At 71.3% G+C, this 23,091-nt stretch carries 22 protein-coding genes; 12 read left to right on the top strand and 10 right to left on the bottom strand.

Translation table 11 applies throughout. From position 1 onward, the window contains the following. Positions 1–2 precede the first annotated feature (2 nt). The 5 genes from CLV40_RS37350 to CLV40_RS21160 are packed head-to-tail and all read left to right on the top strand — an operon-like array spanning position 3 to position 5,913. Positions 3–1,325 (top strand): hypothetical protein, encoded by a 1,323-nt coding sequence (locus CLV40_RS37350; RefSeq protein WP_146108151.1) that lies wholly within the window; start codon positions 3–5, stop codon positions 1,323–1,325. Then, on the top strand, positions 1,322–2,347 hold the full coding sequence (gene cas7i, locus CLV40_RS21175; RefSeq protein WP_104480694.1) for a type I-B CRISPR-associated protein Cas7/Cst2/DevR: 1,026 nt from the start codon (positions 1,322–1,324) through the stop codon (positions 2,345–2,347). Before CLV40_RS37350 ends, cas7i begins: the two co-directional genes overlap by 4 nt. Then, positions 2,344–3,021 carry a CRISPR-associated protein Cas5 gene (gene cas5 / locus CLV40_RS21170; RefSeq protein ID WP_104480693.1) on the top strand — a complete coding sequence of 226 codons (678 nt, stop codon included), beginning with the start codon at positions 2,344–2,346 and terminating at the stop codon, positions 3,019–3,021. The genes cas7i and cas5 overlap by 4 nt, the downstream gene beginning before the upstream one ends. Before the next feature lie 4 nt (positions 3,022–3,025). Continuing rightward, positions 3,026–5,431, top strand: coding sequence for a CRISPR-associated helicase/endonuclease Cas3 (locus CLV40_RS21165; RefSeq protein WP_104480692.1), 2,406 nt, complete (start codon positions 3,026–3,028; stop codon positions 5,429–5,431). Next, on the top strand, positions 5,428–5,913 hold the full coding sequence (locus CLV40_RS21160; protein WP_219824055.1) for a CRISPR-associated protein Cas4: 486 nt from the start codon (positions 5,428–5,430) through the stop codon (positions 5,911–5,913). The genes CLV40_RS21165 and CLV40_RS21160 overlap by 4 nt, the downstream gene beginning before the upstream one ends. 706 nt (positions 5,914–6,619) lie before the next feature. On the opposite strand, the gene CLV40_RS21150 is transcribed toward CLV40_RS21160, so the two are convergent. Then, complete coding sequence (locus CLV40_RS21150; protein WP_104480690.1) at positions 6,620–6,928, bottom strand: hypothetical protein; 309 nt, start codon at positions 6,926–6,928, stop codon at positions 6,620–6,622. Further along, entirely contained in the window at positions 6,925–7,254 is a 330-nt protein-coding gene (locus tag CLV40_RS21145; RefSeq protein ID WP_146108150.1) for a hypothetical protein, read from the bottom strand. The genes CLV40_RS21150 and CLV40_RS21145 overlap by 4 nt, the downstream gene beginning before the upstream one ends. A gap of 236 nt (positions 7,255–7,490) precedes the next feature. Here CLV40_RS21145 and CLV40_RS21140 point away from each other — a divergent pair, with 236 nt between their 5' ends. Then, positions 7,491–7,730 carry a hypothetical protein gene (locus CLV40_RS21140; protein WP_146108149.1) on the top strand — a complete coding sequence of 80 codons (240 nt, stop codon included), beginning with the start codon at positions 7,491–7,493 and terminating at the stop codon, positions 7,728–7,730. 355 nt (positions 7,731–8,085) lie between these two features. Beyond that, a complete protein-coding gene (locus CLV40_RS21135) occupies positions 8,086–8,343 on the top strand; it encodes a hypothetical protein (protein WP_104480687.1) in 258 nt (85 codons plus the stop codon). A gap of 265 nt (positions 8,344–8,608) precedes the next feature. Here CLV40_RS21135 and CLV40_RS21130 read toward each other — a convergent pair whose 3' ends face one another. From CLV40_RS21130 to CLV40_RS21120, 3 genes are read right to left on the bottom strand one after another with little or no spacing between them, the layout of a single operon-like run. Further along, positions 8,609–9,316: a WbqC family protein gene (locus tag CLV40_RS21130; RefSeq protein WP_104480686.1), complete on the bottom strand. Its 708-nt coding sequence runs from the start codon at positions 9,314–9,316 to the stop codon at positions 8,609–8,611. Continuing rightward, the gene (locus CLV40_RS21125; protein ID WP_104480685.1) at positions 9,313–9,975 is read right to left on the bottom strand and encodes a YdcF family protein; all 663 of its coding nucleotides are present in this window, start codon (positions 9,973–9,975) and stop codon (positions 9,313–9,315) included. The genes CLV40_RS21130 and CLV40_RS21125 overlap by 4 nt, the downstream gene beginning before the upstream one ends. Positions 9,976–9,983: 8 nt before the next feature. Next, a complete protein-coding gene (locus tag CLV40_RS21120) occupies positions 9,984–11,072 on the bottom strand; it encodes a helix-turn-helix domain-containing protein (RefSeq protein WP_104480684.1) in 1,089 nt (362 codons plus the stop codon). A 214-nt stretch (positions 11,073–11,286) separates the two neighbouring features. Between CLV40_RS21120 and CLV40_RS21115 the strand changes: the two genes are divergently transcribed. Further along, positions 11,287–11,817: a hypothetical protein gene (locus tag CLV40_RS21115; RefSeq protein WP_146108148.1), complete on the top strand. Its 531-nt coding sequence runs from the start codon at positions 11,287–11,289 to the stop codon at positions 11,815–11,817. A gap of 902 nt (positions 11,818–12,719) precedes the next feature. Here the strand turns inward: CLV40_RS21115 and CLV40_RS21110 are convergent. The 5 genes from CLV40_RS21110 to CLV40_RS21090 form a co-directional block, all read right to left on the bottom strand. Continuing rightward, complete coding sequence (locus CLV40_RS21110) at positions 12,720–13,217, bottom strand: helix-turn-helix domain-containing protein (protein ID WP_104480682.1); 498 nt, start codon at positions 13,215–13,217, stop codon at positions 12,720–12,722. A gap of 49 nt (positions 13,218–13,266) precedes the next feature. Continuing rightward, a complete protein-coding gene (locus CLV40_RS21105) occupies positions 13,267–14,028 on the bottom strand; it encodes a helix-turn-helix transcriptional regulator (protein WP_104480681.1) in 762 nt (253 codons plus the stop codon). Beyond that, entirely contained in the window at positions 14,025–14,912 is an 888-nt protein-coding gene (locus CLV40_RS21100; protein ID WP_104480680.1) for a hypothetical protein, read from the bottom strand. Before CLV40_RS21100 ends, CLV40_RS21105 begins: the two co-directional genes overlap by 4 nt. 498 nt (positions 14,913–15,410) lie before the next feature. After that, positions 15,411–16,316 (bottom strand): phosphotransferase family protein, encoded by a 906-nt coding sequence (locus tag CLV40_RS21095; RefSeq protein ID WP_219824054.1) that lies wholly within the window; start codon positions 16,314–16,316, stop codon positions 15,411–15,413. Next, on the bottom strand, positions 16,313–17,770 hold the full coding sequence (locus CLV40_RS21090) for a helix-turn-helix domain-containing protein (protein WP_181043633.1): 1,458 nt from the start codon (positions 17,768–17,770) through the stop codon (positions 16,313–16,315). The genes CLV40_RS21095 and CLV40_RS21090 overlap by 4 nt, the downstream gene beginning before the upstream one ends. A gap of 408 nt (positions 17,771–18,178) precedes the next feature. Between CLV40_RS21090 and CLV40_RS21085 the strand changes: the two genes are divergently transcribed. The 4 genes from CLV40_RS21085 to CLV40_RS21070 all read left to right on the top strand — a co-directional run bounded on the left by CLV40_RS21085 (position 18,179) and on the right by CLV40_RS21070 (position 22,973). Then, a complete protein-coding gene (locus tag CLV40_RS21085) occupies positions 18,179–18,568 on the top strand; it encodes a hypothetical protein (protein WP_146108147.1) in 390 nt (129 codons plus the stop codon). Positions 18,569–18,663: 95 nt separating this feature from the next. Next, positions 18,664–19,794, top strand: coding sequence for a hypothetical protein (locus CLV40_RS21080; RefSeq protein WP_104480677.1), 1,131 nt, complete (start codon positions 18,664–18,666; stop codon positions 19,792–19,794). A 75-nt stretch (positions 19,795–19,869) separates the two neighbouring features. Next, positions 19,870–21,213 carry a hypothetical protein gene (locus CLV40_RS21075; RefSeq protein ID WP_104480676.1) on the top strand — a complete coding sequence of 448 codons (1,344 nt, stop codon included), beginning with the start codon at positions 19,870–19,872 and terminating at the stop codon, positions 21,211–21,213. Continuing rightward, the gene (locus CLV40_RS21070) at positions 21,210–22,973 is read left to right on the top strand and encodes a hypothetical protein (protein WP_104480675.1); all 1,764 of its coding nucleotides are present in this window, start codon (positions 21,210–21,212) and stop codon (positions 22,971–22,973) included. The genes CLV40_RS21075 and CLV40_RS21070 overlap by 4 nt, the downstream gene beginning before the upstream one ends. The last annotated feature ends 118 nt before the right edge of the window (positions 22,974–23,091 follow it).

Raw genomic sequence — 23,091 nt, 5'->3', positions numbered from 1 at the left:
ATGTGATCGCGGCACTGAGTAGCGTTTCGGATCCTGCGGCGGTGACGGCGTCAAAGTTCGATGGCGCGACGAACGTTCTCCTGCGCGACTGCCTTCAGGCCGCGCTCGTGGTCGACAAGCAATGCGGGGGCGGGTTCTGGAGGAAGGCGAGCTATTCGTTGTTCCCGAACTCGCCCATGAACCATCCGGGCAACGCCAAGAAGTCTCGCGAGCAGGTGGGGCGGGCGGTGCGTGCCTGGTTCACGCTGCCGGAGGCCGGCCGTTGGCCTGGCGTGCCGTGTGTGTTGTGTGGGCGGGCCGCGGTCGGCTTCTTCGGGAAGATGGATGTCGCGCTGGCCGAGAGTGAGTCCTATCGGAACAGTACTCCGCCGGGACACGAAGGTATGAGTCTGTGTTGGCCGTGCCTGATCTGCTTCCGTGCGTATCCCTACGGGTGCCGGCTGACCGGTGGGCCGTCATCGGTGGTTCATAGTTGGGACGAGTCGTTCCTCGCCGAGACTGTACGGCGACAGGTAGATCGTACGGCAAAGGTGATCACCATAGCCGGAGAGGCCGAGCGTCCGGATGAGTTGGCGGAGGTCATCGTGGTGGAGGCGCTGAAATCGTATCGCGGACGCATACGAGCGGGCGTTGAACTGATGGTGGTCAACAACAACAATCGTGGACAGTTGCTACGGACACGAGTTCTGGATCAGCCGCTGGCCGAGTGGTTGCGACGACGGTCGCGGCATCCCGCCTTTGGTGTGCTGGAACAGGCACAGGCCAGCTCGACCGTGAGCGGGCAGGTCGGCCTGGCGCGCACCGTGTTCGCCCGCCCGCCGCGACTGGTCACCCGCTGTGTCAGCCCCCTGCTGCGGTCGGTCATCGACGGTGAGGAACAGCGCGACCGCGCGCTTGGCCTGATCGAACTGCTTCGTTTCTTCGTCGTGGAGGTGATGCTGATGAAAGACAAGGATCTGGCCGAGATCGACGCCACGGCACGCAAGATCGCGTCGAAGCTGAAGGCTGAGGATACGGGAGGCAAGCTCCGCGCCTTCCGTAGTGCCGTGTCCGAGCCGAGGAAGCTGCGCCGGCTGCTGTCGGCCGAGGCGGTTGTGTGGGCCATCGATCCCTGGGAGTCCTCGGACGAGCCGTTCATCAGCCGGGCGGCGTTGACCCTGCTGTTCGACCCCGACCCGGACAACTCGGCTTGGTTCCACCGCGAGTACCTGCTGATCGGCGTCCTGGCGGAGTTGAAGAGGTTCGGGTGGGTGTCGAAGCGACCCGAGCAGGACAAAGAAGGTCTCGACACCGAACTGGCGGACGACGAACTGGAGGTGTCATGACTTTCCTGGTGGGCAAGGTCGCCATCGACGTGGTCGCGGGAGCGCCGAACAACGGCGAGAGCGAGGACACCACGGCTCGGGTGAAGCAGTTGCGGGTCGGTCGCGACATCTATCCGTACGTGTCCGCTCAGGCGTTCCGGCGATGGCTGCGGGACTCCCTGCCGAACGACGAACCCAGGTCGACAGTGGTGATCCCCAAGGGGAGAAACAAGCAGCAGGCCTACACCGCGGGGCGTCCGGACCGGTTCCTCGATGATGACCTGTTCGGATACATGGTCGCGGTGAAGAGCGAGAACTTCCAACGGGACACGGTGTTGGCCACAGGGACCTTCGTGTCACTGGCGCCGCAGCGGCCGACGAAGGACTTCGGCACGATGAGTCGGGACTTCCCGACCGGCCAGTCCCCAGTCCTGCACTCGCATGAACTCTACAGCGGTGTGATGGCCGGGGACGTACTGCTGGATCTGCCCCGCGCAGGGGTTTTCGAGACAGCGGGCAGTGGCCTGCGCACGGCCTTCTCCGCTGATACCGGAAACGAAGCGGTGAAGGCGGGAGCGACAGCCACAACGCTGCGCGGCAACGAAGCCGTGGCGCTGCCCATGGAGGAGCGTCGCAGGCGGGTAGCGCTGCTGTTGGAGACGCTGGCCGCGGTGCGCGGTGGTGCGAAACGGTCGCTGCACTACGGCGACCGAACCCCGAGCCTGGTGCTGTTGGTGCCGATGAAGGGCGGAGTCAACCCGTTCACCCGGGTGTTCGGTCTCCGGGACGGGCGTCCGGGTGTGCTGTCCTCGGTGCTCCGGGAAGAACTCGCCGTCTGGGCCGACGAACTCGACGGGCCCGTGTCGCTCGGCTGGGCCCCCGGCTTTCTCGGCGACGACCGCGACCGCTGCCGCGACGAGATCCACGACCTGCTTGCCGAAGGTACGGTCCAGCTCGATCACCCACGCGTCCTGCTGCGCCAACTGGCCGAACAGATCCGTCGCGGCGACCGGGACGGCTGGTTCACGGAACCGTCGGTATGAGCACGCAGACCCGCACAGCGCTGCAAGTCGTGATCACTGCCCCGGTGGTGTCATTCCGCAATCCGCTGTACCGAGGGGTTCAGGTCGGACTGCCCTGCCCGCCCCCGGCCACGGTGGGTGGGCTACTGGCCGCCGCGGCAGGCGGATGGCACCGGGTGTCGCGTGATCTTCGCTTCGCCATGGCCTTCCACGCCCGAGGTGCGGGTGAGGACCTGGAGACGTATCACCCGCTGGTCGCGTCTGGAACGAAGGCATCACCGGCTCCACGAACACGAGAGTTCCTGGCCGATGTGACCTTGACGGTATGGCTCCTCGACGACCTCGAGGCATGGCAGTCGCGGATGCGCCGCCCGATCTGGCCACTATGCCTCGGACGCAGCCAGGACCTCGTAGGCGTCTGCCTCAGTATCGTCGAGTTGATTCCTCGGCCGGGTGTTCAAGGGCAAGCGCTCGTCCCCGACGGTGAGCAAGCGGATGGCGCCCTGCTCCGCCTACCGACCGCCGTGAGTCCGGGGCGGGACCGTACACGGTGGGAATCCTATCGTTTCGACCACACAGGCAGGAGCAGTGCCACCCTGTCCGGCTCGGGTCACTGGTCCACCCAGAGCGGACAAGCCGTGGTGCCGCTGGAGGGAACACACTCCGACAGCGCCGCCGACATGATCGGAGCGTGAGCATATGACGTCGCCGCTGCGCGGTGTCATGGCCAAGAGCGCCACAGCGAGTCGACCGGTCGAGACCTTGACCAGCCACCTGGACGCCACCTTGACCGCCGCGCAGTGGCTACGGCGCAGGATCGGACGCATTCACCTGGTGGAAACCGTCCTCGGCGACCGGTTCTGGCCGGTGGTGCTGCTGGCGTGCCTGACCCACGACGCGGGCAAGGTGGCCGAGGGCTTCCAAGCGATGGTGACAGGCCGCACCAGGCGATGGGGCGAGCGCCATGAGGTCCTGTCGCTGGGATTCCTGCCCGGTCTGATCGACGACGACCAAGTGCTGGACTGGGTCGCCATCGCTGTCCTCACCCACCACCGCGCGCTGACCGGCGACGGAGACAAGACCACGATCGAGCACCACTACGACCGGGACATCACCCCACTCGAGCTGAGCGAACAACTCGGCCACATCGACAGCACCCACGTCCACGCCCTCGCGACCTGGTTGCACTCGAAAGCCTCGCACACTGGACTGCCGGTGACGCCGGTGACACGGAACCCGACCGCCGACGATGTCCTGCGGTCCACATCAGACCTCCTCACCGCCCTACTGGACCGGTGGGACTCGCCCGTCGACTCCGACACCGGTGTGGCCGCGGTCTTGGTGCAAGGCGCGGTGACGTTGTCCGATCACCTGTCCTCCGCGCACGGGCATCTGTCCTCAAGCCAGCCGTTGGACGCGACATTCGCTCCCCGTCTGGCCGAGCAGATGCGCATCCGAGAACGACAGCTCCGACAACATCAGATCGAAGCCTCGTCGATCAATGGGCACCTGTTGCTGCGCGCCCCGACCGGGAGCGGCAAGACCGAGGCGGCGTTGCTGTGGGCCTCCCGGCAGGCGATAGACCTCGCTGGCCACACCGGAGCTGTGCCGCGGGTGTTCTACACCTTGCCCTACCTGTCCTCGATCAACGCCATGGCCGAGCGCCTGGGTGGCCTCTTTGGCGACGGGACCGTCGTTGGTGTGGCGCATTCGAAGGCCGCGTCGTACCACCTGGCCACCGCGACCGCGTCACAAGACGGCGACGACGTCTGCCGAGTGGACGCGGCCCGCAAGTCGCTCGCCCGAGCCGCAGCGACCCGGCTGTTCCACGAGTGCGTTCGCGTCGGCACCCCGTACCAACTGCTGCGCGCCGCCCTCGCGGGCCCCGCCCACTCGAGCATCCTCATCGACGCGGCCAACTCCGTATTCGTCCTCGACGAGCTGCACGCCTACGACCCGCGCAGACTCGGCTACACCCTCGCCGCGACCCGCCTCTGGGAACGCCTCGGCGGACGGGTCGCGGTGCTGTCGGCGACCCTGCCCGTAGCCCTGTCGGAGCTGTTCACCGACACACTCGAGCAAGTCGTCACGACCGTAGACGGCGTCGTACCGGACGCCCGGCCCCGGCACAGGCTGCATACCAGACCGCACCACCTGACCGAACCAGACGCCATCGCCGCGATCAGAGCACGCCTGATCGCGGATGAGGCAGTGCTCGTGGTGGCCAACAACGTCGCGCACGCACTGGAACTGTACGACGCGCTCGCCCCCACGACCCGAGATCACCATGGCGAGGACGCGGCTTTCCTCCTGCACTCACGCTTCACCCGCGCTGATCGCTCCCGCATCGAGACCGCCGTGCGACAGCGATTCGCCGCGGGTCCGAACATGTCGCGTCGACCTGGGCTGCTTGTGGCCACTCAGGTCGTCGAGGTCAGTCTCGATCTCGACTTCGACGCGTTGTTCACCAGCGCTGCCCCGCTGGAAGCCCTTTTGCAGCGTTTCGGTCGAGTCAACCGCATCGGATCACGCCCACCAGGCGACGTCGTTGTCCACCATCCCAACTGGACAAGCCGACGCGGGAGAGTCGACGAGTTCGCCGACGGCATCTACCCTCGGGAACCGGTGGAGCACGCCTGGACCATCCTCAACGAACATGCCGGACTCACGGTGGACGAACACCATGCGACTGGCTGGCTCGACCGCATCTACGACTCGCCGTGGGGAAGAGGATGGCGCCACGAGGTCATGGAACACCGTGACGACTTCACCGCGCGGTTCCTGAGCTTCGACTACCCCTTTGACGACCGATCCCACCTCGGCGAGGCCTTCGACACCCTGTTCGACGGCACGGAGGCCATCCTCTCCGCCCACCGAGACGCCTACGCCGCCGGACTCGCCGAAGCCGGGAACACCCCTACCTCGGCGGGCAGACTTCTCGCCGAGGATTACCTGATCCCGATACCACAATGGGCGGCTCGCCTTTGCCGACTTGACAGAACACTCGGCGTCCGCGTCGTCGACGGCGACTACACACCTCAACGCGGTCTGCTCGGCATCTCCCACGATACCAACAACACCTACCAGCCCGGAACGATCCTGTGATCAGCAAGGACGACGTCGGCGGCGTCCACATCAAGTACCTCTACCACTGCCCACGCCAACTCTGGCTGTATGCCAGGGGAATCCGGCCAGAACACCTCAACGACACAGTCCGACTCGGCGAAGCGGTACACGACACCAGCTACACCCGACACACGCCGGTGAACCTCGGCGCCGCCCGCCTGGACTTCCTCGACGGCCGACTCTGGGGCCACGAGGTCAAGTCATCCAACGGCCCCACGCAGGCAGATGAAGCGCAGGGCAGGCACTACTGCCATCGGCTCCGCGCGGTCGGCATCGACGCCAACGGCACTGTCCTGCACTACCCGAAGACTCGTCGAACCCACCGCCATCCATTCACCGACGAGGCCGCACGGCAAGCACAAGCCGACATCGAATCCGCGCTGACCACGATCGCCCGCCCCACATCACCCGATCGCCTGCCCCGCCGCCGCTGCGTGGGCTGCAGTCGGTACCGCCGCTAGCCGTTCCCGGCGCTCGTGCAGGGGCCGGTTCAGCAGTGGGGTTTCACCGAGGGCGGGTAGGTCGAAGACGAGGAACCGGACCGGGATGTCCTCGAACCGACGCGCACGACGCGGCGTGGCTGCGGTAGCGGCCCCGGCGCTCCTGCAGGAGTCCGAACTCGACGCGGCCGTGCTCGTCGTAGGCGACGATCTCCCCGTCCAACACCACCGCCCCGCACCCGGTCCCACCCGAATACACCTCGGCCAGCTCGGGGAACTCATCGGTGAAGTCGATCCGTTGCGACTGGTCAACACCGTCGAACCGTCAGCGGCCACGCGCATACAGCAGCGGTAGCCGTCCAGCTTGTACTCGTAGATCCACTTCGGACCCGACCGCAACCTGTCGGCGTCCGGCTTGGCCAGCATCGGCTCCACCCACCCGGGCACCCGACCGGACGCCTTCCGCGCCACCTCGGCCACCTCCCGGCACGCACTACTCCGCCCCTCGACCGTAACCCGAACGGCCTAATCCCGCCGCCGGAACGGCACCGCGACCCGGTCGCCGGTCAACGAGCGCCAGCGGCCCTGTGTACCCGGGCTGAGCGGACCGTCCACGCCATCGCCCACGACCCCGGACCGGCTACTGCCGGCCATGGAGTGGTCGCGGGCCGGCGGACTGGACACAGTCTGGCTGTTCGCCGTCCGCGGAAGGTGTTGTCGCGGCGCGTCAGTCCCGTTGGCGGAGGGCGGTGAAGGGTACGAGTTGGTCTTTGAGTTGGAGCTGGTCTCGTCGGCCGTCGGCGTAGTTGATCTCGTAGTCGATGACGCCGCACCAGTCGCCGTCCACGCTGGGGAAGCGGCCGTGCAGGCGTGCGGGGACCGCGCCGGTGAGGTCCAGGCCGGTCTCGATCACACGACGGGGGACCCCGTCCGGCCGAGGAAAGAGGGTGTCGAGTCGGACCCAGACCGGGGTGAGCACGCGGCTGCGTCCGTGCAGGGCGTCGCCGTCCCATGAGGTGTACGGGCTGATGATCACGACTCGCCTCCCCCCTGTCGCTCCGCCATCTCGGGGTGACGGAAGCGACGGTTGCCGGAGAACCGCTCGTCCAACTCGACCCGGTCCGGATAGGGGCGATCACCGATCGAACACCACCCGGTGTCGGCGCCGCCCGGCGCAGCGACAGGGGCTGAGTGGTCGACCCGGAGCTCGCCGCCCGCGGCGACCACCGTGCTGACGCCAGAAACAAGTGTGTGCCGCGCGCGCGTGCTGCTGGTAGGCAGGACGGCGAGCGCCGCACCCGCGAGATCGAGCCGGTACCGCAGCACCCCGTCCGGCGGGGCAGGCGAGGAGGGCCGGGTCATGTTCGGCAACATACCATCACATCGAACTTATGTTCGATGTGGACATCGTCTGACGTGCTGGTTTCCGACGGTGACCACGCAGTTACGTTCTCGCGGAGGGGTGCTCCGTCCGAAGCCTCACGCCTCGCGTTGGTGATCTTGGCAAAACTGTCCGTGTTGATGCGACTACAGGATGTAGCACGAAAGAAGCCGATGCCCCGCGCCAAGTCCGGCCTTTCCTGGCCGTCGCCGGGGCGGTGGCCTATTTCGGTCTGGATGCGGTGATCGACACCGCGACCAGCGTCTTCGTGAACTGCGAGCCGGGGCTGATTGAGGACAGGGGCCACCAGCTTCTGGTGGGCGGTGAGGGGGAGTCCAAGGCCAGGCGGTGCACCGTGGAGGTCGCGTTGACCACGCGGCGGTTCGGGGACGCAAAGGTGGTGGTGATCAACGCGGCCAAGATGCCGTTCATCGCCCGCAATATCCAACTGGCCTGAGGTGGGGGCCACCCGTCGACCCTGACCCGCGCCTTCGCTAAGCAAGTCGCCAACAGCGCAGCGGCGAGCGGGTGTGGAGCCCGGTCATGACGACTGGGCAGCGTGGATGAGGGCCGCGGCGGGGCAGATGCCGAACACCCGGGTGATCTCGATCAGCCGGTGGAGTGTGGAGGCGCGCGTCCCGGTCTCGTAGTTGTGGAGGGTGACCGGCGCGATCGATACGGCTGGGGGATTCCGCGCTCGGCGGCTTCGCAGCCATGTCCGCGGCGGTGGTCCTTGGGCCGGATTGGTGCCCGCTACCGCGCTCGACGCGTCACCGGCACCGCCTGGACGCGGTGGGGACGTGGATCCCGGTGTGTCCGACAAGGCGGCGGCAGAGGCGGCGGGCATGCTGCATCTGCCGTTGGCTCAGCTCGCCGCGAAGGATGGCGACGCGGACACCGCCGGGTCCATCTCGGGGTGGTCGCCGAGTTGGCCGCGTGGACCCGGGGAGCGCGCCACGTTGCACTACGACTTCGGCCCGGTCAACGTGCGGGCATGGAGCTTGTCCCTCGCGGTCGAACTGGACACCGGCCCCGACCGCGCCGAGCAGATCACCCGGACCACCAGCTAGGACGCCGGTCCGGCCTCGGCTGAGCGCCGCGCTGCGCTGCACTTCGACCTCGCCCAGGTCTTCGCCTAGGCCGACGGCGCGCGCGACGGTGGGGCGATCCGCCACCTCGACCTCGCCGATCGGGTGGCGCCGCTGCGGATCCGGCACGACCCGATCGCCCGCGAACTGCTCGTCGGGTTGAGCGCACGAGCGCGTCGGCGGTCCTGTGAACTCGACAGTCTCAGGGCACGCCTCCAGGTCGGTTGACAGGAGTGGTGTCGACGGGCTATATCCCGACCCACCTTCGCCACAGCAGCCCGTGCAGGTCTTTCCAGTCCGCGACCGCGAGCCACCAGAGACCGGTGGTCTGGCGTCGTTCGCGCAGTGCTGCGAGTGCGGGGATGTAGGCGTGGCGCACGGTGATGCCCTGTTCGGCAAACGGTGTCTCGTCCAAGTAGCGGGCTCCGCCCGGTCCGCAGAGGTAGGCGTGCGCGCCTACCGCCGCGGTGAGGTCGGCCAGACGTTGTGAGCGTTCGGGGCGGGCCGGCAGTGAGCTGCTGCGCACCACGGTGCCCTGCCAGCCCATGTGGGTGAGGAGCAGACGGGTGGACCGTTCCGCGATGTGGGCCAGGTCGTGGTGGGTCTCGATGCCCGTGGCGGTGTGTTCGATGAGGGGTTGGAGGTGTGGCCAGCGTCGACAGCGGCCGTAGTAGTGGCGCGTCATCCGGCGGACACGGCGGGCGCTGGTGCTTGGATCGGCGAGTCGCACCTGGTTGATCAGGGTGCGGCGGCCGTGGGGTCGGTGCACGGACAGGCTCAGCCATTCACCCTGCATAGTGTGAGGGTCTTCGAGCCAGGCCCGTTGTTGGTAGTCGCGTGCGGTGAACTGGACGTCATCGAGTACCACCCACACATCGGCCGCGTAGAGCTTGGCCAGGGTGGGCAGGCGCGGGAACAGGTTGGGCTGGTGGATGGCGCAGGTTGTCCGGTTCATCGGTGGATGAGGCGGCTGTCGAACCCGGCGGCGAGCAGCCGGTCGTAGGCGGCGTGCACCTCGATGGGGACGTCCTGTGGTGCGGCGAAGCCTTGTTCGGGGTACTCGATGACCCGTTGCAGATCCCCGACGAGCATGTCCACGACCAGTTTTTCGTTCCCGATGGAGCGTGTGTAGTCGGCCAGTGTCAGCGGTTCGGAGGCGCAGACCACCTCGACCTCCGGCCACAGGGCCTGGCAGGTGGCGAAGGCACGGCGTTGCATATAGGGCTTGGAGACCAGTAGGACGCTGCGGGGTGTGTGGCCGTGCTCGGCGAGTACGGCGCGGGAGAAGGTGATGTTCTCTCCGGTGTTGCCCGCTCGCGGCTCCACCAGGATCGCCTTGTCGGGCACGCCCGAGGCGATGGCGTGTTCGCGGTAGTGGACGGCTTCGCCGCGGGGGAACCGTTCGGCTGTGGTGGGGCTGTTCCCACCGCTGAACACCACCAGCGGGACCATGCCCGACCGATACAGGTCCGCGGTGTGCTGGGCCACGCCGAGGTCATGGCTGCCGAGGCCGATGGCCACGTCGCAGAGACGAGGCTGCTGTCCCATCTGGTGGTAGTCCCAGAGGGTCCGCGCGTCCCGCCGGTGCGCGTCGGTGATGACTGCCTGTGCCATGAATCCGTTCATCCTCCATATCGCCGTGACCGCTCGAAGGCGTGGCGTATGCCGTCGATGCTGGCCAGTTGGTGGGACATGCCGTAGTCGCGGGCCGTCGCCGCGGCCTGATCGAGCAGTCGCACTCCGCTGTCAGCCGTGGCGTTGTCCGACAGCAGGATGTGGGCGTGGGCGGTGTCCAGCCGCACGCGCTGCATCGGGGAGTCCGCCGCCCGCGTGGACAGCGCGACCTCGATGTAGCGCGCGGCGTTCGACAAATCACCCGCGCCACGGTGGGCCAACGCCAGTTTCTGGTGCGCCACCGACCAATCCGAGGGTTCCTCGAGCTCGTCGAAGCGCCGGATCGCCTCGTCCATGACGGGCACGGCATGGACGATGTCGCCGGTCTTGGTCAACGCGGTGCCCACCCACAGCCGGGCACGGGCGCGGTCCTGGGGGCTCAGTCGCCCGTCGTCGGCCAGCAGTTCATAGCGCTGGGCGGCCTGCCGCAACCGGCCGCCCATCTCCTCGATCACCGCCAGGGCCAGGTCCACCTGCGCCGCCCGTCGGGGGATGTCCAGGTCGACGAAGAGTTGACGGGCTTGACCGTAGGTGCGACAGGCCGAGAGCGGACCGTGGATCTCGCCTCGGTCGCGTTGCACGTCGCCGAGCAGTGCCAGCGAACGGGCGCGCAGGTACAGGCCGTGGTTGTCCAGGCCGTGCGGATCGTAGCGGCGCAGCCACCGGTCGACGAGGCTGGCGGCGAAGGTGAAATCCTGCCGCGCCAGGCACGCCGCGGCCCGCCCGAGGTCGTCGGTCCACGTCTCGTAGTCCCATTCTCGAGGCGCGGACCGGTAGCGGCCCTTGAGTGGGGAGTTGCCCTCGGCCATGAGCAGCAGCTCGAAGCGCACCTTGGCGTCGGCGTCGGCCCGCGACAAGGCGGTGTCCAGGATCGCCTGCTTCTCCGGCCGCGGTGTGGTCTCGGCGCCCAGGGCTTCCCACTTGGTCACGGTGCGGATACCGACACCCAGATACTCACCGAAGCCGCGGATACTCAGACGCAGGGCGTGGCGAAGCGCCTGGGCCTCACGCCCTGTCCACTGCCGCACCGACGCCACGCGCTGCGCCTCCTTCCGCGCTGTATGCAATCACGGGTCCACGTCGCGGTGCAGCGCAAGTGCCACGCAAGTGCCACAGTCGTTCGTTCCCCACCGGCTCCCACCTGGGCAGACTCTCCTGTACGGCATCCGGTGCCGGGAGCGCCCGGTCCCTTCCCCTCCACGGGTCCTCCGGGCCCCGGCACCGGATGCCGCCCACGAGACCTTCGGACCGGTGGCGGTGAACATGGACGGACTGACACCCGAGGACCTGGCGCGACGGCTTGCCTCTCTCGGTCGGGACGTGACGCTGCCGCCGCGGTTTCGCGCGGACTCCTCCCACCACACCCTGGTCTACGGCTATATCGACGCCACCGGACGGCGCCCGGACTTCGGCCGCGCGTGCCGTCGCGTGCTGGAGGACTTTTGTCGCCGGGAGCGCCTGCGGCTCTGCGGTGTGTTCGTCGACCGCGACCTCACACCCGGTCAGATCCAGCGGCCGGGGTTCACCGGTCTGTGTGATGTCCTGCGTCTGCCGGACTCCTACGCGGCGGTGGCCGTCGACGCCGGGCATCTATTCACCGACAGTTCCACCGCCGCCGCGCTCACCAACCGGCTGCGCGGTACGGGTGCGCGGCTGCTGCTGGCGCGCGGGCCATCCCCGAGCACCGCGTCACAGCCGCCCACGCGCGGCCACCCCCCCGATACCCCAGTGGTGGCAATGAGACGACAGCGCGCGCACCGAACCATCACGGACGGCCCATGAACCACGACGAACTGGCCTTCCTGGCCGAGGTGTCCAGCGTCAACCAGGCCCTGGCTGTCTACATCGGCAGGATGTTGGACGTCGACGGGGGGCGAACGGAGTACAGCGACTCACTGGCCGAGGTCGAACGAGGCCTCGCTACTCGGCTGCTTGCCCTCGGGCAAGCCTTGGAAGGGCCGACGCCATCACGACTCGGCCGTAGCCCGGCGGCACGGGGTCGACCACGACCTTCGGACTTGCCAACGGACGCGTGATCGAGCGCCCGCGCGGAGGGCGGCCTTGGCGAACGACATCGGGCAGTTCGTGACGGTTGACCATAAACAGGCCAGGTAGAGACCGTCCCCGAGTCGTCCTTCCCCCCAGGTCCCGCTCCGGATGACGACCCTGAAGCGGGTGCCGGTGGCAACCGGGTGGACCCGACCGCCTCGGCGGCCGTGTTCAGCGATCAAGCCGGTTCCCGCTCGTACTGAACTCAGGGAGGCTCGCTCGATGCATGTTCCCGATGGTCGTTGGCCCAGGCCGCGCGGAGCGACCCGCAGGCCCTTGCGGACTACGCGACGGGTCTTCGGTACCGCCTGTCCGCCCCGTCGTGTGCGCGTCCGGATCCACGTGGGGATAACCGTTTCGGGCTACTCTGGAGGTGATGTCGTGTCAGCGTCCGGGTTCTCCGGACCGGCTGTGGGGCGGGGTCGGAGGGGGCCGGTGATGGATGTCTCGCGGTTGATCGCTCCTGATCCTGATCTGCCGGTGGGGCAGCTCTCCCTCGACCGATCGCTTGATCACCGGCGAGACGGGCCCTAGCGTCACCAGAAGCACGGTGTCGGCAATCGTTGGCAAAGTGTCGGGTCGCCGTGGCGAGTTTCGCTGATGTTCTCCGCTCGGAAAGGACGATCGGGTGAACGCTACGACGTTGGATCCTCCCTAACGGCGCCGCCGCCCCGGGGCCTCACCTGATCGGGTCCCGACACACCACCGTCGGTGGCGGTGAGGGCGGCGCGGGCCTCGGGGCCGACCAGCACGTCCAGCGTCACCCGCGTCGCCGCAGTGCCGGGCACCCGCACCACGACGTGCCCGGTCGCCGAGCGCAACCGCGCCCACGCGGCCAGGTGCGCAGGGGTGGCGGGATCCTCCAACAGCCGGCGGGTGGACACCACGATGTCCCCCGGCCGGGGCAGCGCCGACCGCGGACACGCGCCCACCGCGTCCAGCATCCGCAGCAGCCGCGCGGGCCGGGGCACCCGATGCCTGCTCTCGTAGTCGCGCACCATCGCCTCGCTCACCCCCGGAACCCGCGCCGCGACCTCGGCCCGGGACAGTCCCCGGCGCGCGCGTACCCGGCGCAACAACCCCGCGATCACGGCCCGGTCATCATCACCGGTGCTGTCGTCACCGGGGCTCATCCGGTGTTCCGCGTCGACGCGGCGAGAACCGCGGTGCGGGGCCCGGTCATTACGGGCGGTCGGCGTGGATCAGGGCCGCGGCGGGGCAGATGCCGAGCACCCGGGCGATCTCGACCACCCGGTGCAGCGAGGCGGCGCGTTCTCCGCTCTCGTAGCTGTGGAGGGTGCTCAGCGCGATCGGGGTGCCCGAGGCCGCGGTGACGGCGCGGGCCGTGGTGGCCAGGGTCCAGCGGTGGGCGAGTCGGGCGCGGGCGAGTCGGATACCGAGCCGCCGGGTGAACGCCTCGCGCGAGGCGCTCGAGGACGGCGGCCCGGGCGTCCAGGGCGGCAGCCGGGCGGGGCGCAGGTGGGCCAGAACGGTGACGGCGTCCAGGCCCGCGCGGTCGGCGTGGTCCTGGATCCAGGCGAGGGGGAGGTGGACGGCGCGCGCCGGTCCCGCCCACGGCGCTGACGCGACCGGCGTGGGCAGGCGGCGGGGGTCCACGCTCAGCAGGGGCGGCAGGACCCGGTGTCGGCCTAGGACACCGACCACGTCGCCGGTGACCGCGGCCAGGAGCAGGTGGTGCGGGGTGAGGTCCAAGGCCCGACACAGCGGCACGAACCGGTAAGGCGCCAGGGCCTTGGCTCCGCGCTCGTAGCTGTCCAGGGTTCCCGGACGCAGACCGGTCGCGGCGGCGACGCGGGCGAGGCCGAACCCCAGGGTGGCGCGCCGACCGCGCAGCGCCCGACCCAGGTCCCGGGTGAACGCCTCCCTCGCCGGGCGGGTCGTTCCGGAGGGGTCCTGGCGCGTGCCGGGCGGGACGCCGGTCATCGAGGGGAGGTGGAGGTGGACGTGGGCGCCGGTGAGGTCGAGGCGTCGAACGCGGTGCCGAGCGCGTCGCAGGGATCGGCACCGAGCAGACGGGCGCACCGGACCAGGAACAGCAGAGTCATTGCCCGGTGCCCGCCTTCGTAGGGCTCCAGCCTCCTCACGCCCAGGGTCATGCCCGCCCGGTGGACGAGAAGGTTGTGGAGTCCGGTGCGGGTCAGCGCGTTCGCCGTGCGCATGTCCTTGAGCCAGCGACCGAGTTCGCGGTTGAGTCTCGGACGGTCCGGGCCGGGGAGCGGGCGGTGCTCCGGCGCCGCCTGGAAAGCCGGTGGGGCCGGTTCCGGGTGGGGGCCGGTGACGCGCGCTCGGCGCAGATGGCCCAGGACGGTCTCGACGGTGAGACCGTCGCTGTCGGCCCACCGGGTCACGGTGTCCAGCGACACCGGGGCGGGGTCGGTGCCCCGCCGGTGGCGCCAACCGGCGATCGAGGGCGGCAGATCGGGACCCAGACGCCGGGGATCCAGCCAGAGCACGGGCGGTTCGGCCTCGTCGTGCAGGCGCAGCACCTCGCGCAGCATCGCGTCGGGGCGCTCGCCGAGGGCGGCGCAGACCTGCGCGAACCGGCCCACCGATACAGCGACTCGACCGTGCTCGTAGTGGCGCAACGTTGTGCTGTCAAGGGGGCGGTCTATCGCGGCGACCACCGTGTACCGGGAGATGTCGAGCAGGATCTTGCGGTGCCAGAACAAGGCGCCGCCGCACGCGTGCCGGAAACGGTCGGGATCGTGCAGCCGGCGGTCGTCCCGCAGCCGGGCCGCAGCCTGGGCCGGGGACTCCGCAGGACGAAAGGTGATCGTGTGCGGCCGGTGCGCGGGAGACTGGTTCATCGGGCCGGGAGTCGTCCAGACAACAGTGGGTGAGGGATGACGCTTCGTCCGCTCTCGCGCGGGCACCCTGCTCGAGGAACAGGGGTGCCCATTCCCCACGATCTGCTCCGCGCGGTCCGCGAGGCGACGGCCCCACGGACTCCTGGCATTTCCATGTCCCGGCAGGAGCTGGCGGGTGGGATCGGACGGCGACTACGCCGGCTGGGGCACCGCGCCATGCCCTTCAACGGCAACCACGTCGACGAGATCGAGCGCAGGACTGTCGGGAGGCCGCGGTGGGCGCGTCGGGGAACGCCGGTGAGGTGCTCATGACCAGTCACCGTGGCCAACCACGCGCGGTGGCGCCATGCGCCTGGATATCCCGCCCGGAATACAACGTGAAACCGATATCGAATACCGGGGTGGCCAGGGGGAACCGGATCCTCCCGGATCAGGTCCCTGGGACTGACATCTCCGATCGGCGGGCGACCTGCCGGGGAATGGGACGTGTATCGGAGTTCAGGACACGGCGTGCCAGCGGGTCGCGCGGTCGCCGGTGCGCAGTGATCGCAGGCGGGTGGCGAGTTCGGTGGCGGCGGTGGGTTTTCCGGGGGCGAGGCGGATGTAGGAGGCGAGGGAGTGCAGTTCGGCGATGTCGCGCAGTACTGTCCAGTGTGGCCAGTCGGTAAGGGTGTGGCCGTAGGCGGCGGAGAAGGCGAGGCGGTCGGGTTCGGGGGTGTGGAAGTGGTCGGGCGCGGCGGTGAGGAGGTCGAGTTCGCGGGGGCCGTGGCAGGCGTGGTCCCAATCGATGAGGGTCCAGCCGGCGGCGGTGGGGACGAGGTTTTCCAAGTGGGCGTCGGCGTGGACGAGTCCGTGGCCGAGGGGGAAGTCGGCGCCCTGGTAGGCGTCGATCAGTTCGCCGGCGCGGTCGGTGAGCCAGCGGTGCTCGGCGATGGGGAGAACGGGGTGCTCGCGGCCGGTGTCGAGGTCGAGCGCTTCGCGGAGCCTGTGCAGGGGCCGGTATCGGGGGAGGGTGAAGGGCGGTTCGGGTACGGCGTGCAGCTCGCGGAGCAGGGCTGCGAGGTCGGTGGCGGTGGGTGTGGTGGCGGCGGTGCGCAGTGGCCAGAAGGTGGCCACCGCTCCGGGGACGATGACGGGTTGGGGGCCGGGCAGTGGGGCGAGCGCGACCGGGTGGCCTTGGTCGGTGAGCCAGCGGGTGACGGTGATGACGGTGCGCGCGCGGTCGAGTCGTAGCGCGGTGTCGGGGGACAGGCGCGCGACGGCGCCCGGTCCGGGCAGGGCGTAGACGGCGTTGGAGCGGTGGTGCAGCAGCCGCGCGTCGGTGGCGTCGAGGCCGAAGGCCGCGCACGCTTCGCGTAGTTCGCGGTGTCCGGGAAGCGCGCCAGGTTCGCTGGATGTGCTCACGCGGCGGGCAGCACGGCGTGGATGCGTTGGCGCAGATTCTCGACGTCGGGGTGGCGGCGGTGCGCCTCGGCGGTGTCGGCCAGCGTGCGCAGCCGGGCGTAGGCGCGTCGGGAGGACAGTTCCTCGATGGCGCTGACGGCGCGGTGCCCGGCGCTGACGGCACCGTCGAGATCACCGACGCGCAGGAGGCTTCCGGCCAGGCCGGGGAGGTTGACCGCGGCGGAGCGGGCGTAGTCGGGGCCGTAGCCGTCGACGGCTTGGCCGAGCAGGTGCGCGGCCTGCTCGGCGTGGGTGGGGTCGGTGTGGGAGAGCAGCCACAGGGCGTGCCCGTGTTGGGCGTGCAGCTCCGCGGGCACGAGGTGCGCGGTTTCCCAGGGGGCCGCGGTGGCCGGGTCGTGGTCGGCGTAGCACTGGTGGGCCTGGTCCAGAGCGCGGCGGGTGGCCTCGACGTTGCCCAGGGAGGCGTGGCACCACGCCAGGTTCATCGCGATGTAGCCCCGGGTGTTGGCCCCGGCCGGGTAGCGGTGGCCGGCGACGGTCGCGGCGCTGAGCCGTACCAGCCGCAGCGCGTCTTCGGGGCGGTCGCGGTGCAGGGCCTGGTGGGCGGTGTCGAGCAGCAACTGCGCGGTCAGGTCGGCGCTGCGGGGGTGCTCGGCGTCGCGGGCCAGGACCAGCGCCTGTTGCCACAGGTCGGCGGCGGTGGCGTGGCGCTCGATGTCGTAGTGCATCCACGCCGCCATCCCCGCCAGCTCGGCGGTGGCCAGCCGGAGCTCGTGCACCAGCGGGCCGTGGGCCTCGGCGTGCAGGGCGTTCGCCTCGTGCAGCACCGCCACGGCCCCCGTGCGGGCGATGCCGCCGCCGCGTCGGTAGTCGAGCGCGCGGAAGGCGTCGGTGGCCTCTCGGATCGCGACGATGTCGGTCGTCCGCAGCGCCCGTGCCGAGGGCGCCCGGTCCTCCCGCGAGAGCATGGCGAGCAGGTCGGGGCGGTCGGGCGGGGCGGTCGCACCGAGCACGATGCCGGCCACCGCGCCGAAGAAATCCCGGCGGTCCACCTCCTCGCTCACCTCCACCTCGTCGGACGGGGCATCCGGGCCCGCGTCGAACCCGAGCAACAGGGCCGGAATACCCAATGTAGCCGCGATCCGCACGACCTCTCGACTGTCGCTCAACCTCAAGCGGCCATTCTCGATCCGCGAGAGCCGCGCCTGGCGCAGATCGAGCAGGTCCGCGAACTGCTCCTGGGTGAGGCCAGCGTGCGCGCGGACCGCGACGAACACCGGGCCGAAGTCGTGATCGATCAGCGCGGCCCGCACGTGCTCGGTGTCGCGGTAGAAATCGGGGTCGGGAAGACCGTTGGCGGCGCGGACCACCCGCGCGCACGGGTCGCACAGGATGTCGAGGTGCCCGGCACGCAGGAACGCCGCGCACCGTCGACAGCGGTCACGGTTCGGCACGACGACGGGCCCCAATCCCCACGGTGATGAACGCTGATCGCAGCGTAGCGGTACAGCGCACCACCACAGCGTCTCCCCTGTGTCGTGTCCCGAGGGACCTGATCCGGGAGGATCCGGTTCCCCCTGGCCACCCCGGTATTCGATATCGGTTTCACGTTGTATTCCGGGCGGGATATCCAGGCGCATGGCGCCACCGCGCGTGGTTGGCCACGGTGACTGGTCATGAGCACCTCACCGGCGTTCCCCGACGCGCCCACCGCGGCCTCCCGACGGTCGTGGTCCCACGCGCTCGATCTGGGTGGTCGGGTGGATCCGGTTGCGGCGTCGGGCCATGGCGGTGGCGGGGTGGGGTTCGACGAGGCGGCGCCGGGAGTCCATTTCCATGCGCACCGGGCGGCGACGCGGGCGATGGATTTGTTGCCGACCGCGGTGTTCCCGAGCGGGTACAGCGCCGCCGCGTGGTTGGTGGGCGCGTGCTGGGGTGGGGATCCGGCGGGGGAGTGGGCGTTGCTGCCCGCCGAGGGCTCGACCCGCCGGTGGGAACGCCCGGCCCGACCCGGCCGTCTCGGTGATCGGTTTCGTGTGCGGGTCTGGCGTTGGCTGCTGTCCGGGCAGTCGCTGGCGGTGGGAGTGGGCGTCGGGGACTCCGTGGCGTTCTGGGTGGGTGTGCGACCGGCGCACTACGGGACGTGTTGCTGCGCGGCCGGTTCGACCGTGCTGTGGCGCGCCGAGGACCCGGCCCGGCCCGACCAGTCGGTGGCCCGGGTCGCCGTGGTGACAGGCGGGTCGGGGCGATGAGCATCGCGCGTCACCATCGTCGCGACGGACACCCGGTATCGGCCGGTGCGCTTCTCGCGCGCGGGACCCCGGTTTCGCGGTGGGCGCACCTGCTGGTGTCGCTGTTGCTGGTGTCCGGGGCCTGCTGCCTGCCGGTGTTGGCCGCGGCCGGACCTGTCTCCTCGTCCGGTCCGGTCGGTGAGGTGCGGGTCCTGCCGTGCGGGGGCGCGGCGGCGGGCGGGTTGGGTGTGCGGAGTTGGTGTGGGCGTGGTGCCCGGATCGGCGATCGTGAGCTGGTGGGGTCGGCCGCGCGGGCATGGCGGGCGGCGCCGGTGGTGCGTCCGCCCGAGCAGGCGCCGATATCGGCGTTCTATGCCGAGACCGGTCCGCCGGGGCAGGTGTGGATGACGGTGGTCGGCCTCGCGGCGCCCGCGCCGGAGGGTGGGGAGTTGGTCGCGTTCGTCACCTCGGACGTGGTGGATATCGCGGGCGGTGCGGGTGGGCCCGACGACGCGCGGTTGCGGGTGCGGGCGGTGACGCGGCTGGTGGACGGGTCCCCGGCGGCGGTGGGGTTCGTCGACCACACCCCGGATCCGGGCGACGCGGTGGCGGTGGAGCCGGCGGTGGCGGCGTTCGCGGTGGCGGCCCCGGGCACGGGTGTGCGGTTGTGGTGCGCGCTGACCGCGGGTCCGGAGGACCACGCGGGTGGGGTGGACCCGGTGACGTGGGTGCCGCAGGTCCCGGGGGCGTCGGCGGCGAACACCGTCGCGGTCGGGTCCGGCGGCGCGACGGTGGCGTTGGCCCCGGGGGTCGACGACCCGGCGGTGCGGCCGGTGCTGCCGGACCCGGTCACCGGCCGGGTCGGGTCGGGGCGGCCGGGGGATGTGCTGGCCGAGCGGGGGCGGTGGCGGGGCACCCTCGACGCCGGGTCGGTCCCGGCGCGGGCGTTGCCGCAGGGGTGGCGGGCGGTCACCGCCGTCACCGACCACCCACTGGCCCTCGATCCGGCCCCGGCGGGGGAGGGGTTCGCGGTGACCTCGCCGGTGCCCGACGGGGTCGAGCCCGGGACCCGGGTGGACCTGGTGTCCCCGGCGGGGGAGCGGTTGGTGCTGGGCCTGCTCGCCGCCGAGTTCCGGGTGTCGTCTGCCGGTCCCGGCACCGCTGCGCGGGGGCGGTGGCGGGTCCAGCCCACCGAGCCTCCTGATCTCGGGGCGCGGTGGCCGGTGCTGGTGATCCCCGCCGCCTGAGACCGGGTGTCGTCGCCGGTTCGGTGGTGCGCGCGGTCGTGTGTCGTTGTCCCGTCCCCGATGTGAGGTGTGATCATGGCGTCCCGGCAGTCCTCGATGCCCCGGGTGTCCGACTCGTGGTCGGGGCCCGCGCGCGCCCCGCTGTTGGACACCCTGGCGGCGGCCGATTACGCGCTGGCCCGTGGCCGACGGCGTGACCATCCCCGGTTCGCTCGCCTGGGTGCGGAGTCGGGTGGGTTCACCGCGGACGCGGCGTGCCGGTGGGTTCGCACCCACCGCGGCGCGATCGCGGCCACGGTGCAGGAGGTGGCCTTGGCGGCGGGGACCCCGGGCGGGGTCGCCGACGCGGTGCTGCTGGGCGAGGTGTCGAGCGCGTTGACGCACCTGGGGGATCCGGGGCTGTGTCTGCGCGCGCACGGGATCGCGGTGTCCGCGGCGCGGCGGGTGTGGCCGGGGGACCGGCGGTGGGAGATGGACGCGGGTGTCGGCCTGTGCCAGGCCCTGGTCGAGCTGCGCGCCGCCGAGGCGACCCGGGCCTGTACCGACGTCCTGCGCGTGGCCGAGGGGGAGGACGCGGGGCCGGTGAGGGCGGCGGTGCTGGACCGCCGCGCCACGGCCCACCTGCTCGCGGGCGAGCACGACGCGGCGGAGGCCGATGTGGACGCCGCGCTGGCGGCGCACGAGTCGAGTGGGCCGCGCTCGTGGGGCAATCGCCGCGACGCGACGCGCACGCACCTCACCCGGCGGGCACGGTTGCTGAGCCTTCGTGGCGAGATCGCCTGCGCGCGCGGGGACCTGGACGCGGCGCTGGCGGCGTCCGACGAGGCCCTGGCGGTGCTGGGGGACAACCGCAAGGCCCTAGGCCACGTGCACGTGGTGATCGGCCGCGCCGAGGCGCTGCTGGCCCGCGGGGACCTGGCAGCGGCCGACACGCAGGTCCACCGCGCGGTCGCCTCGGCGCGTCCGCGCGGGTGCGGCCACCCCCACCCGGGCGGGATCCACGAACGAGTCCACCACGCGGCGCGGGAGCTGCACCTGGCGCTGGCGGCGCGGCCGGACCCCGCCGACACCCGAGACCACGTCGCGCTCGCCGACGAGCACCAGCGGGCGGCGGCCACCGCCACCCGCATCGCCCCCTGCCCGGCGGCCGACGTGAGCACGCCGGATGCGAACCCCGTCGACCCAACCGAAAGACACCCCACGATGACCACTCCCGACCCGTCCACCACCGAGACCGAGGGGCCCGAGACCACCCCGGACCCGCGGGCCGACGCCCGACCGGCGCCCCCACGGGTGATCACGCCGCTGGGACGCGGCTGCGGCACGGGGTTCTCGGCCAGCGGCCCCGGAGAGCCGCCGCGCGCCGCCCCGCGCCCCGCACCCGGAGCGGGCTCGGGCGCGGCCGGGGGCGGGCGATGAGCCCCGCCACCGCCGTCGTCGACGGCGTGATCGAGGACGCGGCGGTGTCGGTGCCGGTGCGGCGGCCGGGGGTGTCGCGCTATGTCGAGCCCTTGGAGGCGGTGTCCCGGTTGGACCGTCTCGATGTGGAGGCCGGTGGCGCGCCGCGGGTGGTGGTCACCGGGGCGCCCGGTGTGGGCACGAGCGCGCTGGTGGCGTGGTGGGCCGCGCGGACCGCGCACCGCTTTCCCGGCGGCGTCCGGTGCCTGGATGTGCGGGAGCGGCCGGGGGTGAGCGTGGCCGCGGTGCTGGCGGGTTGGCTGCGGGAGATGGGCCTGGACCCGGAGGCGGTGTCCGGTGAGGAGGCCGCGCTGGTGGCGGTATGGCGGGCGGTCACCGCCGAGCGGCCGGTCACGCTGGTCCTCGACCATGTCGTCGACCGCGTGCTCGGTGTGGTGGAGGCGCTGTTGCCCGGGCCGGGGTCCGCGGTCCTGATCACCTCCGTTGACCGGCTGTCGGACTGGCGGCGGGCGCGGGGGTTCGCGCTGACGCGTCTCGGGCCGCTGGCGCCCGAGGGGGCGGTCGCGGTGATGCGCGCATGGCTGGACCCCGCGGACCCCCGCGCGGAGCCCAAGCGGCTGGGGCCGGTGGCCTGGCGCCTGGGCTCGGTGCCGCTCGCGTTGGCCACGGCCGGGGCGCTGCTGGCCGCGCACCCCGGCCTCACCCCGGAGGAACTGGCCGCCGTGCTGCCCGCGCCCGCCGTGGGGCCGGGGCCGGCGATCGAGGCGACCCTGGCCGCGTCCGTGGCCGCCCTGGACGAGCCCATGCGGCGGCTCTTCCTCGCGGTCGGGTGGCACCCGGGCCCGACCGCGGGGGTGGCGGCGGTGGCGGCCGGGCTCGAATGGTCCGCCGCGCGGGTGGCCGCGGGGTGCGCGGCGTTGGCCGAGCGCACCCTACTGCTGCGGGCCGGTCCCGGGCGCTGGCGGGTCCACCACGCGCACCGCGCCCACCTCGACACCACCACCGCCGCCGCCGCCGCGTGGACGGCCGAGGACCGCGACGGGGTCCGCGAGGGGATCATCGCCTGGTACGCGGACCGCGCGGCGGCGGCCGCGGTCGCCCTCGACCCCCACACCCGCCGCCACCACCCTGCCCTGCGCGCGACCGAACCGGGCGCGGTGTTCACCACCCCCGCCGACGCCCACGCCTGGGCTCTCACCGCCCGCGACACTGTGGTGGACGTCCTCGACGCCGCCGCGCGCCACGGGCACCACGACCTGACGGCGGCGTTGGCCGAGGTGATGCCGGCGATCTCGCCTCTCGCGGGCCGGGACCCGGTCGCCCTGGCCCGCGCCGACCGTCACGGCCACCGCGCCGCGACGGCGCTGGGCCAGGACGTCCTGGCGGCGGTGTTCCTCACTCGCATCTGTCGCGGGCTCACCGACCAGGGCGTGGTCGACGCGGCCATCGCCGGTGGCCGCGACGCGGTCACCGCCGCCGCCCCGAACGGCGACGCGGAGGTGGCGGCCGACGCCGAGGCCGCCCTGGCCGCCGCGCTGCACCGGGCCGGGCGCCTGGATGAGGCCCTGACCCACGCCGATCGCGCCACCGCCCACGCCGAACGGGCGGGCGCGCCACGGGTCGTGGCGCGTCGGTTGCGTGAGCGCGGCGCGATCCACCACGAGCGGGGCGACCACACCGCCGCCGAGACCGACCGTGCCCTGGCGACGGCCCTCCTCGACGGCATCGGCGATGACCACGAGCCACACCCCGCCCCCTGACCCGCGCCGGGGGCAACCGCCCCCGCGCCCGCCGACCGGCAACGCCCGGTCAATGTCCCGAAAGGACAGAGAGGTTCTGTGCGCATGCGTTGTGGCCCGAGGCCGTCGGTGGATCCCC

It is taken from the genome of Actinokineospora auranticolor, assembly GCF_002934265.1.
Lineage (GTDB): Bacteria > Actinomycetota > Actinomycetes > Mycobacteriales > Pseudonocardiaceae > Actinokineospora > Actinokineospora auranticolor.
Note: the sequence above shows the minus strand (reverse complement) of the source record. Positions and strands in the feature narration are given on the sequence as shown.